12 protein-coding genes are annotated in these 13296 nt (G+C 68.7%); 3 read left to right on the top strand and 9 right to left on the bottom strand.

The annotated features are described in order from the left end of the window. Positions 1 to 155: 155 nt before the first annotated feature. Positions 156 to 1376 (bottom strand): polyhydroxyalkanoate depolymerase, encoded by a 1221-nt coding sequence (locus ACE3SL_RS01005; protein ID WP_374523896.1) that lies wholly within the window; start codon positions 1374 to 1376, stop codon positions 156 to 158. A 277-nt stretch (positions 1377 to 1653) separates the two neighbouring features. Between ACE3SL_RS01005 and ACE3SL_RS01000 the strand changes: the two genes are divergently transcribed. From ACE3SL_RS01000 to ACE3SL_RS00990, 3 genes are all read left to right on the top strand, one after another. Further along, a complete protein-coding gene (locus ACE3SL_RS01000; RefSeq protein WP_374523895.1) occupies positions 1654 to 1911 on the top strand; it encodes a YjhX family toxin in 258 nt (85 codons plus the stop codon). A gap of 136 nt (positions 1912 to 2047) precedes the next feature. Continuing rightward, the gene (locus ACE3SL_RS00995; protein WP_374523894.1) at positions 2048 to 3832 is read left to right on the top strand and encodes an ABC transporter transmembrane domain-containing protein; all 1785 of its coding nucleotides are present in this window, start codon (positions 2048 to 2050) and stop codon (positions 3830 to 3832) included. A 25-nt stretch (positions 3833 to 3857) separates the two neighbouring features. Then, positions 3858 to 4403, top strand: coding sequence for a DUF1993 family protein (locus ACE3SL_RS00990; RefSeq protein ID WP_374523893.1), 546 nt, complete (start codon positions 3858 to 3860; stop codon positions 4401 to 4403). A gap of 34 nt (positions 4404 to 4437) precedes the next feature. On the opposite strand, the gene ACE3SL_RS00985 is transcribed toward ACE3SL_RS00990, so the two are convergent. From ACE3SL_RS00985 to ACE3SL_RS00950, 8 genes are all read right to left on the bottom strand, one after another. Further along, positions 4438 to 4872, bottom strand: a complete 435-nt coding sequence (locus ACE3SL_RS00985; protein ID WP_374523892.1) for an ExbD/TolR family protein — start codon at positions 4870 to 4872, stop codon at positions 4438 to 4440. A 240-nt stretch (positions 4873 to 5112) separates the two neighbouring features. Continuing rightward, entirely contained in the window at positions 5113 to 6222 is a 1110-nt protein-coding gene (locus tag ACE3SL_RS00980) for an OmpA family protein (RefSeq protein WP_374523891.1), read from the bottom strand. Positions 6223 to 6352: 130 nt separating this feature from the next. Next, positions 6353 to 6805: a DUF2793 domain-containing protein gene (locus ACE3SL_RS00975; RefSeq protein WP_374523890.1), complete on the bottom strand. Its 453-nt coding sequence runs from the start codon at positions 6803 to 6805 to the stop codon at positions 6353 to 6355. Between the two features lie 30 nt (positions 6806 to 6835). Further along, complete coding sequence (locus ACE3SL_RS00970) at positions 6836 to 9016, bottom strand: phage tail protein (RefSeq protein ID WP_374523889.1); 2181 nt, start codon at positions 9014 to 9016, stop codon at positions 6836 to 6838. 65 nt (positions 9017 to 9081) lie between these two features. Beyond that, on the bottom strand, positions 9082 to 9450 hold the full coding sequence (locus ACE3SL_RS00965; RefSeq protein WP_374523888.1) for an NlpC/P60 family protein: 369 nt from the start codon (positions 9448 to 9450) through the stop codon (positions 9082 to 9084). Positions 9451 to 9487: 37 nt separating this feature from the next. Further along, positions 9488 to 10321, bottom strand: a complete 834-nt coding sequence (locus tag ACE3SL_RS00960) for a DUF2163 domain-containing protein (RefSeq protein ID WP_374523898.1) — start codon at positions 10319 to 10321, stop codon at positions 9488 to 9490. Beyond that, a complete protein-coding gene (locus ACE3SL_RS00955; protein WP_374523897.1) occupies positions 10321 to 12645 on the bottom strand; it encodes a DUF2460 domain-containing protein in 2325 nt (774 codons plus the stop codon). The genes ACE3SL_RS00960 and ACE3SL_RS00955 overlap by 1 nt, the downstream gene beginning before the upstream one ends. A gap of 128 nt (positions 12646 to 12773) precedes the next feature. Further along, complete coding sequence (locus tag ACE3SL_RS00950) at positions 12774 to 13295, bottom strand: tail tape measure protein (RefSeq protein WP_374523887.1); 522 nt, start codon at positions 13293 to 13295, stop codon at positions 12774 to 12776. Position 13296: the final 1 nt, after the last annotated feature.

Raw genomic sequence — 13296 nt, 5'->3', positions numbered from 1 at the left:
GGGTGGGGAGCGGACGCTGCCCTTTCTTTACTTCGTCATCCCCGCGAAAGCGGGGACCCAGAGCGTCCGTCCGCTTACCCATCCCTGGGTTCCCGCTTTCGCGGGAATGACGAAGGGAGAGTGTGCGGCAACTCCCGGTCGCAACCCGACGCCCCTCACCCCCCGTTCGCGCGCATCCATTGCTCGACGACCGGCGCGATCTCCTCGCGCCATTTGCGGCCGTTGAAGATGCCGTAATGGCCGACGCCCTTCGCCATCAGATATTTCTTCTTCTCGGCGGGCAGCGCCTTGGCGAGCGTCAGCGCCGCCTTGGTCTGGCCGATCCCCGAGATATCGTCGCGCTCGCCCTCGATCGCGAGGATCGCGATATCCTCGATCTTCGTGAGGTCGACCGGCTTGCCGCGATGGAGCATCTCGCCCTTCGGCAGCAGGTGGCGCTGGAATACGGCATCGACTGTCTGGAGGTAGAATTCGGCAGTCATGTCGCAGACCGCGCGATATTCGTCATAGAATTCCTTGGTCTTGTCGGCGCTTTCGCCATCGCCATCGACCAGATGTTTGAACATCTCCCAATGGCTCATCATGTGATTGCCAAGGTTCATCGACATGAAGCCGGCAAGCTGCAGAAAGCCCGGGTAAACGCGGCGCCCCGCGCCCGGATACCAGGCGGGAACGGTGACGATCACATTTTCCTGGAACCACGCATAAGGACGCGTCGTCGCATGCTGGTTGACCGCGGTCGGCGCCTTGCGCGTGTCGATCGGCCCGCCCATCATCGTCAGCGTCTTCGGCCGGCACTTGTGCTTGTCGGCCGCCATCACCGCCGCAGCGGCGAGGCTCGGCACCGAGGGCTGGCACACCGCGAGCATATGCGCGCCGGGCCCGATATGCTCGAGCCACGAAATCAGATAGTCGACATAATCGTCGAGATCGAACTTGCCGGCCTCCAGCGGGACGTTGCGCGCATCGCGCCAGTCGGTGATCCACACGTCATGCTCGGGGATCATCCGCTCGACCGTGCCGCGCAGCAGCGTCGCATAATGGCCCGACATCGGCGCGACGATCAGCAGCTTGGGCTTGCCTTCGGTGCCCTTGTGCCTGAAATGCTTGAGCTGCCCAAAGGGTTTGCGCGCCTCGACCCTCTCGGTCACGCGCACCGTCTCGCCATCGGCCACCGTCTCGTAGAGCTCGAACCCCGGCTTGCCGCGCGGCGCCGCGGCGTGCGCGAACACTTCGAGCGCCGAGGCGAACATCGGGCTGCCGCCGAAATAGCCGAGCGGGTTGGCGGGATGCTGGATGGCCTGCGCCCCCGCGGTCGCCAGCGCGCTCGCCCCGGCGAGCCAGCTCTTCTGCATGTCAAAGGCGTGATACAGCATAATATATTGGCCCCTTGCGTGTCGCCGGGCGCTCTTCCGGCACCCCGATTGCTGAGCAGTCTAGGCAATCGCCGCCATTGTGCAATGCATCAAAAGCATTGCAGCCTCGGCTCATCGATAATATTCTAGCGAAACAGGGCGCCGGTGCGCCCTTCGGAGTGATTATGTCTGAGATTGTGGGCAACCGCTGACATCCCGGCGAAAGGGATGATGCAAGCGCCGCCAGCCGATGGGCCGGCGCGCCTCTTGTTGCTCATAAAATCCCGGACACATTTCCATGAATATTTCCAAATCGGAACAGCGCGTGCTGCACGTGCTGGCGCAGGGCGGCATGATCCGCCACCGGCGCGGCGAAGACGGCCGCCTGATCGAAGCGCTCTGCTTCACCCGCGACGGCCATATGCTCGAAAGCGGCGGACTCGCGCTTTTCCAGCGCCTCCGCCGCCGCGGCTTCATCGCCTCGCACGGTGGCGCGCCCTATCGCATCACGCAGGCGGGGCTGCGCGCGGTGCGGGCACAGCTCGACAATCGTTAACATCGGGCGCCAGCATCGGGGGAGCGCGGGTCCAGCGCCCGCGCTCCCTTTGCGCACGCCCGCTTCAAAGCGCTTGAAGCCCACGGCCATTCTGCGCCGTTGAGCGGCGCCCAAGCGGCTGCTAGGGCATCTCGCGATGGCGACCCAATCCGACCAATCCGCCCCGTCCCGCCGCAAGCTGTCGAGCCTCGGCATGGTCTGGCGCTATGCCAGCCAATATCCGCTCCAGCTGCTGATCGCCGCGATCGCGCTCGGGGTCGCCGCCCTCGCGACGCTCGCGATTCCCTGGCAGTTCAAGGCGATGATCGACTCGGGCTTCGTCGCCGGCGGCGGCGATGTGAGCCCGCATTTCCGCTTCTTCTATGTGATCGTCGTCATTCTCGCGCTCGCGACCGCGCTCCGCTTCTATTTCGTGAGCTGGCTCGGCGAACGCACCGTCGCCGACATTCGCGAAGCCGTGCAGCGCAACCTTCTCCGCCTCGCACCCGGCTTCTTCGAGGAGAACCGCCCGTCCGAGATCGCCTCGCGCATGACGTCGGACACGTCGATCATCGAACAGACGGTCGGCACCACCGTCTCGGTCGCGCTGCGCAACATGGTGATGGGGATCGGCGGGATCGTCTATCTCTTCTCGCTTTCGCCGAAACTCACCGCGGGCATGTTGATCGGCATCCCGGTGATCATCATGCCGATCGTCCTGCTCGGCCGCCGCCTCCAGAAGGTCTCGCGGTCGAGCCAGGACCGCGTCGCCGACATCGGCGCGACCACCGCCGAGCAATTGGGCGCGATGAAGATCGTCCAGGCCTTCGGACAGGAAAGCCGCGAGGCCGAACGCTTCACCGCCGCGGTCGAGGCGAATTTCGCGACCGCCAAGCGCCGCATCCGCCTCCGCGCGGTGATGACCGCGATCGTCATCGGCCTGCTCTTCGGCGCGATCACGACGCTGCTCTGGTACGGCGCCGCGGGGGTCGCGGCGGGCACGATCACCGGCGGCACGATCGCAGCCTTCGTGCTCACCGGCGGACTCGTCGCGGGCGCGTTCGGCGCACTCACCGAAGTCTATGGCGATCTGCTCCGCGCCGCCGGCGCCGCCGAGCGGCTCCACGAGCTGCTGATCGCCGAGCCGAGCATCGCGCCGCCCGCGCGCCCGCGCGCCCTCCCCGAGCCCGCGCTCGGCACTCTCGACTTCGACCATGTCGAATTCCGCTATCCGACCCGTCCGGACGCCCCTGCGCTGCATGATTTCAGCCTCACGATCCGCGCGCGCGAGACGGTCGCGATCGTCGGCCCGTCGGGCGCCGGCAAATCGACGCTCTTCCAGCTTGCCGAGCGCTTCTACGATCCGCAAGGCGGGCAAATTCGCCTCGACGGCGTCCCGCTCACCGAAGCCGACCCCGCCGACCTCCGTGCGCGGATCGCGATGGTGCCGCAGGAAACGGTGATCTTCGCCGCCTCCGCGCGCGACAATCTGCGCTACGGCAATTGGCTCGCGACCGACGAGGAGCTCTGGGAGGCCGCCCGCGCCGCCAATGCCGAGGAGTTTCTCCGCAAGCTGCCGCAAGGCCTCGATACCTTCATGGGCGAAGGCGGCGCGCGCCTGTCGGGCGGCCAGCGCCAGCGCGTCGCGATCGCGCGCGCCTTGCTCCGCCGCGCACCGCTCCTGCTCCTCGACGAAGCCACTTCGGCGCTCGACGCCGAATCCGAAAAGCTCGTGCAGGATGCGCTCGAAGCGCTCATGCACGACCGCACGACGATCGTCATCGCGCATCGTCTCGCAACCGTCCGCGCCGCCGACCGCATTGTCGTGATGGACGAGGGTCGCATCGTCGAGGAAGGCCGGCACGACGATCTCGTCGCCGCCGACGGCCTCTACGCCCGCCTCGCGCGCCTCCAGTTTCAGGACAATCTCGCCGCCGTCTGACCGCCACCCTGCAAAGGAAGCCCCCATGCCCGTCACCCTCTACGACATCGCCATTCCCGCCTATGTTAACGGCCTCCGCGCGCTTTCGGCGCAGCTCGGCAAGGCGCTGGACTGGGGCGAGCAAAATGGCGTCGGCGAGCTGCAGTTCATCGCCGCCCGCCTCGCGCCCGACATGTTCCCGCTCGCCGCGCAGGTGCGTTTCTCCTGCGCGCAGGCGATCCAGGGAGCAGTGCGCCTCGGTGCCACGGACGCGCCCGAACTCGGCGAGGATGCGACCGATTTCGCCGGCCTCCAGGCGCAGATCGCGACCACCCTTGCGTGGCTCGATGCGATCGACCCTGCGGCGCTCGCTGGCGACGACGACCGCGCCATCGACTTCGACCTGCCGAACGGCATGGCGTTCGACATGACCGCCACGGCCTATGCGCGCGACTGGGCGCAGCCGCAGTTCTATTTCCACCTCGTCGCCGCTTACGGCATCCTTCGTCACATGGGCGTCCCGCTCGGCAAGGCCGACTATGTCAATTACATGATGCAATATCTGCGCCCGGGAACGGCGCCGGCCATCTGAAACGGCAGCCGGAGCGCGCCCGCCGGGTCGAGAGTCAGATCAGGTCGCCATAACGGCTGATGCCCGGGAAGGCGATCTTGCCGCCGCCATTGCGGCGAATCGCCCCGATCGCCTCATCGACCCGCAGATAGCGCGCCCGCGCGTCGGGCTCGAACAGCAAGGTGGGTTCATCGGGCCGCTCCGACGCCGTTTTGACGAGCTGGCCCAGCTGGGCGAGATCGACCGCCTCGCCGTTCCAGCGGATGATATCGCTCGTGTCGATCGTCACCCGATTTTCGTCGAGGATTTTCCCGTGGCCGCCTGCGGACGGCAGCGTGATGTCGACGCTGTGCGTCGGCGGCGGCAGGGTGATGATGAACATCACCAGCATGACCAGCATCACGTCGATCAGCGGCGTCGTGTTGATGGCGGGATCGCCATTGGGGTCGGTACGGAAGATGCTGCGGTGGAACTGACTGCGTCTGCGCATGATATCGCTCCCTGCCGGGCGGAACGAAGCGCCTCCCGCGCCCGCCCCGCGCTATCGATCCGTCCGCGACACCCGAACCGCGCGGCTTTGATCGGCGATGTTATGGTATAACATTTTTCACTGGAGGCAAACGAAAAGCGCAGATGCCGCGCGTATCGATCCGCGGCGGAACCAAAAAGAAAGGGCGGCACCTTTCGGTACCGCCCCTCTTTTCATCTAACCCGAACCGGGCTGGAAATCTTAGTTGCCCGAACCCGGACCGTATTTGATTTCCACGCGGCGGTTCTGATCGTTGCGGACGCCGTCGGCGGTCGCAACAGCCGGACGGCTTTCGCCGAACGCTTCAGCCGAGATCGCGCCGTCCGAGATACCGCGAGCGGTCATGTAGCTGCGGACCGCGTCGTTGCGGCGCTGCGACAGACCGACGTTGTACTTGGCCGAACCCGAACGGTCAGCGTGACCGGCGAGCCAGACCTGCGTACCCGAGCAGCCACGGTTGTACGCGCTGATCGCATTGTCGAGCGTCGCGGCAGCTTCCGGCGTGATCGCCGACTGATCCCAGTCGAAATACACGATGTACGGCCCGGGCTCGCACACGGCCGGCGGCGGCGGCGGCGGGGGCGGCGGAGGAGGCGGCGGCGGGGGAGCCGGCGGGGCCGGCGGCGGCGGCGGCTCGGCGCCACCGAAGTTGTACGTCAGCGTGCCGAGGATCGAGTGCGAGCGGAAGCGCGTCGAAACGTCGCGGCCAGCCTGGTCGACGAGGTCGAGGTTGCTGGCGTTGAAGAAACGATATTTGATGCCGACGTCCCAGTTCTTGCTCAGCGGAGCGCGAACACCGGCGATTGCCTGCCAGGCAAAGCCCGTGTCCGAATCGTCGAGGAACGGACCGGCGAAAACGGGTTCGACCGACACGCGGGCCACACCGGCACCACCGCCGACGAAGCCCTGCAGGCCGTCATCGTCACCGAAGTCGAGCAGGCCGTTGACCATGAAGCTCAGAGCGTTCGAATCACCGTTCAGACGGGTCGAACCGGTAAAGGCGCCCGTCCCATTCGGATTGGTCGGAATGCCCGGAGCGGTAAAGGTGCCGCCCTTGATGTCCGCTTCGCGATAGCCGACTTCGACTTCCGCGCGGAAACCGCCGAAGTCGTAACCGACGGTACCTTCGACATCATAGCCGGCCCGGTGATCGAGCGTACCAGCGTTCTTGACAGCGCCAATGTCCAGGTCGATGTCCTCGACCAGCATTGCGCCACCACCGACACCAACATACCACGAGTTGTCGCGCGCGATTGCGGGCGATGCCAGGGCAGTGGAGGCCAACGCCACAGCGACGGCAAGCTTCCTCATAGTAAATTCCCCTTTCAATTGAGATTCACGTCTCGACAGACGTCCTACTCGTGCCTTTGGTTCCGTGCAAGCTAACAAATCGTCAATCTGTTGCCAAAAAGTCGCACTTCTCCCTAGAATATAAGCAAAATCATCCCGAATTCAGAAGGCCATGCGCCGTGAGCGCCAGAATCAAAGCAGAGATCGCGGCCCGCGCTTCGACATCGACTGTAGCACCGCCTGCCGGAGTCGGAACCGTCACGGGCGCCGACCATGTACCCGACGCAAAAAGCAGCAGACTTCCATCGTTCAGGCGGAGAACGCGCATCCCCGCCCGCGGCGCGACGAAGCGCCAGCCGCCCTCGCTCCAGATCGCGATCTTGCCCGCCTGTCCGGCCCAGCCTCCACTTGCGCCCGTCCCAACCAGCCAGCATTGCCCCGCCTCGGGCATCGCGGGGGGCGTCGCAAGCGGCCCATCCTCGATCGCGGCATGCACAAGCGCATCGAGCAGCGTCAGCGCTTCGTTATGCGTCACTTCCTTCTGCGCCTGCGCCATCGCCAGCAGGGGCAAGGAAAAGCGCGCGGTCTCGGTCGTCTCGCTCATACCAATATCCTCGTCATGAAAGCATCTTCGTCAGTTCAGGGGCAGGAATAGCGGCGGCGACGGCGCGAAATCGCCGATCTGCCGGATGGAGAGCACCGCGCCCGGCGGCAACGCGGCAAGCGTCGCGGCATCGATCGACAGCGACGGCGACGCCGTTTCCCACGGCCCGGCGCCAACGCCTCCCGGAACGAGCTCGACGCGCCACGCCTCGCGGCTCTCCCCGAGCGCCGTATCGACATGGTCGCGCCAGCCCGAATCGACGCGCGAACACCGCGTCCAGCGGACCTCGACGCCCCCCGCGCCATCGGACCGCACGCGCGGATGGACCGGCGCCAGCGGACGGAGCGCCCGCCCGGCCGCAGGCACCGCAAACTCAACCATCACGGTGTCCGACCGCGACGCCCATTGCAGCACCGCCCCGCCCCCCTCGGCGATGCGCCCCAGCTCTTCGGGAACCGCCAGCAGCGCCGGATCGTCGAGCAGCACGAAGTCGGCCCCGACCGCGTGCGCCGCCGCATCGGTTCCGCAGCGCCCGCGCAGCAGGCGCGACAGCCGCCAGACCCCTGCCCCGACCGGCTCCGCGGTTCCGAACTGCAGCAGCTCGCCGCCGACCATCGCGCGATTGGCCCCGTCCAGCAGCGCCCTGTCATCGACCGATTCGAGTGTCATCGCGGGATTCACGAGCCTTACCAGCACCACATTCTGCCAATCGAACAGCCGCCTTCCGGCTGCGGGGAGCACCGCATCGAGCGTGCCCAGCGCTGCGGCCGGGCGCGCGGTGCCGATCGGCACCGGTTCGGCTCCCGCCGCCGGCTGAATCCAGATGTCGGCGCCGCGCCAGCCGTCGTTGCTTCCCGCCGCAGCGACCATCAGCAACGGCGCCGACGCCGCCGTCGCACCGATATTGGGCAGATCGAACAGGCGAACGAAGCCTTCGGCATCGGGCCAGTCGGGACTTGTCACGGGAAGGCCGGGATCGGCAGCGACCGTCCCGGCCGGCGCCGGCAGATGGCGCCGCAGCTCGAGCGACACGCCCGCAGCACCCACGGTGCGCGAAGCAACCCGCCAGCCGTCGCCTCCGCCGGGCCCGGCCGATACGGCCACACCCCCGACCGGAAGCGCCAGCGCGGCCAGGTCCGCAGACCATGTCAGCGTCTCGCGCCCATCTGCCGCCGCGGCCGCCAGTGTCCGCGCCAGCGCGCGCGCCGATCCCGCCGGCAGCACCGCGGGCAGATCGATACGCTCCTCGCGCACTCCGCCTCCGGCCACAGGAGCCGTCTGCTGGCCGAGCTGATAATCGCGCTCGGGCTCATAATGGCGAAGCCGGATCACCCCCGGCAGCGAGGAAAGCGGTGCGCGACGGCGCCCGGTATAATCCGATTGGTCCGCCGCGCGCCGCGCTTCGGAGAAATCGGCGAGCGCCAGCAGCGATCCGCCGGCGGATGCCGCGAAGCGCCACCCCTCCGGCCCGCTCGACAATCCGATACCGTCGATATCGAACAGGGGTTGCAGCGCGTCACGCACCCTGTCGCCCGACGCCGCATAGCCCGCGATCGGCCAGATTCCGTTGCAACGCCCCGCCTCGCCCAGCAGATCGTCCCCGATGAGGCCGCCATCGACGCTCGCGGCGTCGGCCTCGACCTCGAAGGTCAGCGACGGAATCCGGTTGCCGAAGGCGCCGAGCTCCAGTTCCTCGAACACCGCATAGGCCAGCCCGCGAAACGCGCTCGCCGAAGCCGGGCCGACCGCCGAGGCAATCAGCGGATCGACGCCCTGATCCTCACTCCCGTCGTACCAGCGAAAGGTGCACCGTTCCTGGAACGACCCGCTCGACCCGCGCAGCAGATTGCCGTCGGCCCATATCCGTCGGATCGCCCCGATCCGCCGTGACGACAGCGCGACCGCGAGCGACACCGCATAGCTATATTCGGTCGTCGAGGGCCGTCCCTTGCCGCCGCCCCGCTTGTTCCGGCGCTCGATCAGGTCGGTCGCCCAGATCACGCTGCCCGCGACGCGCATCGTCCCGAACAGCTTCGGAATCTGCTGACCGTAAGTCGATGCCTGCACCTTCAGGTCGGCAAGCCTCGGCCCCTCGCGCCCCTTGGGCTTGAAGATCGCAGCATCGGCCTGCTGCCCGATCGCCGCCCCCAGCGCCGCGCCGACCGGCCCGCCTACGATCCCGCCGACCACCGTCAGCACCAAAGTCGCCATTCCATCCTCCAAAAAAATCCCCTCCCGCTTGCGGGAGGGGCAGCGAGACTTGGGCGCTCCGCGCCCTAGTCGCAGCGGGGAGGGCAAAGCCGCCAGCGGGTCGCAACCATTCCCGCACCCAGCGGAGTCTCCACCACCCGCCGCAATCCGGCCTGCGCGTGCACGAAGCTCGCCGGCCCGAGCACCCCTAGATGAAACTGCCCCGCCGCCAATGCGATCAGCAGGACATCGCCGTCGCGCCGGTCATCGACCTCGAAAAATCCAGCCGTCGCGAGCGCGTCTTCGATCCGCGCGCGTGCCCACCCCCGCAACGGATAACCGTCCGGCGCGACCAACTTCCGCCCCGCGTCCGCATAGGCCGCCCACACCAGCCCCACGCAGTCGAGCCCTGTCGCCGGATCGCGCCCCTGCGGCCGGAACGGCGTCCCCACCATCGCCCGCGCCGCCACGAAAGCGCGCGCCCCCAAATCCTCAACCACCCGGATAGCGCGTCAGCAGATCGTTGCCCGGCAGATGCGCCTCGCCGCGAAAATTGACCGCGTTCGCGAAGCGTGTCCGACACGTCGCAAGCTGCTTGTCGCACCCCTCGACCAGCCGCACGCGGAGCGGCAAAGGCGGCAGGTCGGGCGGCGCCTCAGCCAGCGTCAGAACCCCGCCGTCGTCCGCGATTACCGGGCTCAACAGCCCGCACACGCTCCCTTCCAGCCAGGTCAGCTCGCCAAACGCCATCGTCCCGGGCGCCAGCGGCGCATCGAGCGTCACCGTCCGCCCCGCCGCCGCGAAGACGCGCCGGACATGCGTGCGCGGCGCCAGATCGACGCGGCACGCCGGATCGCCCAGCATCGCCCGGCACGAGGGCGAGGTCGCCGGGCACACCGGCCGGTCGAGGATTCGCGTCACCCCCTGCAATTCCGCCGTGAACGCCGCCCCGCGCCGCTCGACCGCGCCCAGCGATCCCTGCGCGACGGTCACGGGCGCCGCCTCTGGCGCGGTCCAGTCGGTCACGAACAGCCGCAGTTCGGCGCCATCCCAGCGCCCCGCGTCGAGATCGGCGGCGGCGATCGCATCGCTCGTGACCGCACCCTCGAGGTCCATCGTCGCCGCCTCCAGACTGTCGCTCGTCTCGATCGCCGACGGCTTCATCCCCGGCGCCGCGCGATAGGGCACACCGCCGATGACGAGGTCGCGGTCGTGCGAGGTCAGCCCGATCACGATCCCGTCGCGCCGCGCCAGCCGCCAGCACCACGCGAGCGTCACCAGCTCCTCGCGCAGCCAGCCGGGCGCTGCCCCTCCCATTTCCGGCATCACCACGGCGCGCGCACCTCGACGAGCGGCACGCTCGCCATCTCGCCCGCCAGAAAGGTCGCGCGGCTGACCTCGAGCCGGTCCTCGGCAAAGCGCACCGGCACGTCGAACAGAAACCCCGCCCGCACCGCGACACCCGCGGAAGGCGCCGCGTCGAGCAGCACCTCGCCATCCGCCGTCACCGAAAACGCCGCGGTCTCGATTCCGCCCACCGACACCCGGACGCTGCCCGCGACCGGCAGGCGGATGCCCCGTTCCTGCACCGCGTCTCCTGCGCCATAGCGCTTGACCAGCGCGAACTGCCGCCGGTTCCCGTCGCCGGCCCCCAGCCACTGGTCGCCCGCGCCCGGCAAACCGCCATCCGCCGCCGACCCATGGTCGAACGGATCGCGAAAGCGAAACGCCCGCGCCGCGCCGCGCCGAGCGCGAAAGAAATCGGCGAGCGTCCGCACATCGGCCTCGGACCGTATTCCCGGCCCCGCATCGTAGCGCATCCGCGCCTCGGCCCATTCGCTCGCGCGTTGCTCATGCCCCGCGGGCGAACTCACGATCTGGGTCGAGAATTCGGTCGCGACCATCGCCTCGCGCCCGATCGCGAGCGGAAAATCGACCGCATCATACGCCTGCATTTCATCCTCCCCATCGAAGGCCACGAACCCGTCGCGCGCGACCTGCGGCAGCGCCCACACGAACGCGCGCGCCACCCCCGCACGCCGCGCCGCATCGGCGGCGCCCGCAATCGCCGCCCATTCGGCGCGATCCTCGGCCAGCAGCACGAACCCCGAAAAATAATGCTGTTCCTGAGTGGGATAGCCCAGCCGGTCGGCCATCGCCGCCCGCGCGCCGGCGGTCGCCGCGCCGCGCCCGCCGGTCACCCAGTCATAATCCTCGAGCTGCAGCACGTCGAACGCCGGCGACGCCCAGCCGGCCGGCACATTGGCGCGCCGCAGCTCGGGCGCCTCCGGATCGAGCACCGTCGGCAGATAGACGAGCAAATGGCTCGTCAGCCCCGCCGCCCCCGCCTCGTCGCGCGCCGCCGCAACCAGCGCCGCGGTCGATCCCGCGAGCAGCGCCCCCAATGCGTCGAGCATCGCGCGCTGCGGCGCCGTCAGGCTTCCCCGCACATCGGCGATCGCGACGCTCGCACCGCCGAGCGCCGCCGTCGTCGCGGCGTCATAAGCACAGAGCCGCCCGCCCTCGGCGACCCACCACCAGGGTTCGCCGACCTGGAACTTCACCGCCAGCCCCGCCTCGACCGCCAGCCCGACGAACCCCCGCGCGACAAGCTGCAGCCAGCCCATCGCCTCCTCGTTCGCGGGCGACAGCAGGGTCGACGGCGGCACCCAGCCCGTCAGCGCCGGATGGCCCTCCGCATCGCGCTGCTTCCAGCTTTCGGGGCAATAGGCATCGAAAAGCTCATAGGACAGCGACCAGATCAGCCCCAGCCCCGCGCCCGCGCACTCCGCCGCGAACGCCCGGTGCCACGCCGCGCATGCCGCATTGATCGCTCCGCCCGCAACGCTCGCCAGCAGCGCGGTTCCCTCAGCGGCGAGCCGCATAAAATGGCTCATCCCGACATAATGGACGACATCGCCGCGATAGCCCAGCTGCACGATCTGCCGCACCACCCGTGCCGGCGTCAGATGATAGGCGTCGTCATAACCGTTCGCGATGCCGAGACCGTGCTCGGGCAGTACCGCATCGCCGATTGCCAGCACCGATCCCGACCCCGAACAGACGATGCCGCTCATCTCGGCCCAGCCTTCGGCCGGCGCCGCGAGCCTCCCCTCGCCGAGGTCGTAATCGGGCGGGACCAGCGAGACGAACATCCGGTCGACATCGCCCGCCCACACCGGATCGGCCTCGCCCGGCAGCAGGAAGCCGCCGTCGAGCGCATCGAAATCGAGCGTCACGACCGCATCCTCCGCCGTCCCCACGGCATAGTTCCACAGCCGCACATACCAGGCGCGCGGATTCCCCGCCGCGTCGCGCCCTTCGATCGTCAGCGTCGGCCCGTGCAGCGCGTCGAGCGGCTTGATCCCGCCCGAGCGCCAACGAAAGCGAAGCTGCATATGCCGGAAATCGCGCCGTGTTGCATAGGCGAGCAGCGGATGGTCCCAGCGATCCCCGGCCTCCCAGATCAGTCCGGCCAGATCCTGCCGGTTATAGAAGACCGCATCGACGCGCAGCGCATCGGGCGCCGGCGTCGTGACCGCCGCCACCATCGGGCGCGGAAAATCGACCGTCCAGAACCGCGGATCGAACCGCTTGACCCAGCCCCTGCGATGATGCGGCTCGCCCGCCGCGACAAGCGCCCAGCCCATCACAAAAACCCTCCCCTCCCGCCTGCGGGAGGGGCAGCGAGCGTTGCGAGCTTGCCCGCTACGCGCAGCGGGGAGGGCAATCGCGCCATCGCAGGCCCGAAATCTGAACCTTCCACCATGCCCACTCCCTATTCGTCGGCCACCGCGCGCCGCACCGCGCGGGCCAGTTGCCGCCCGGTCTGCGCCAGCCGCTGCGGATCACCCGCGCCGTCGCCGCGGACATTCACCGTGATCGCGACATTCCGCACCGTCGAGCCCGCCGCCTCGACCCGCCCGCTCGATGTCGGCACGAACCATTCGGGCCCGCGCTCGCCGACGCGATAAGCGCGCCCGCCGCTCACCGGCCCGCCCGTCGCCCGCCCCGGCGCGCCGAACAGCGCCCCGACCACCGAGGTTCCGAGCGACAGCAACCCGCCGCCGCCGCCCAGCGCGCCCAGCCCGTTCGCGATCGCCCCGCGCGCGATATCGGCCATCACCGACAGCGCGAGCCGCTTCAGATCCTCGAACCCCAGCTTGCCGCTGACGATCGCGCGCGCCAGCGCCCGCTCGATCGCCTGCCCCGCCCGCTCGGCCTCGCTGACCAGCGGCCCGCCGATCTCGGCGCGCAGCGCCGCAACCTCGCGGCGGAAGCCCGCGGCGTCGCCGCGCAGC

Origin of the sequence: Sphingopyxis sp. (assembly GCF_041916015.1) — a bacterium.
In the GTDB taxonomy this organism is placed as follows: Bacteria; Pseudomonadota; Alphaproteobacteria; order Sphingomonadales; family Sphingomonadaceae; genus Sphingopyxis.
This window is presented reverse-complemented; position numbering and strand designations above follow the sequence as displayed.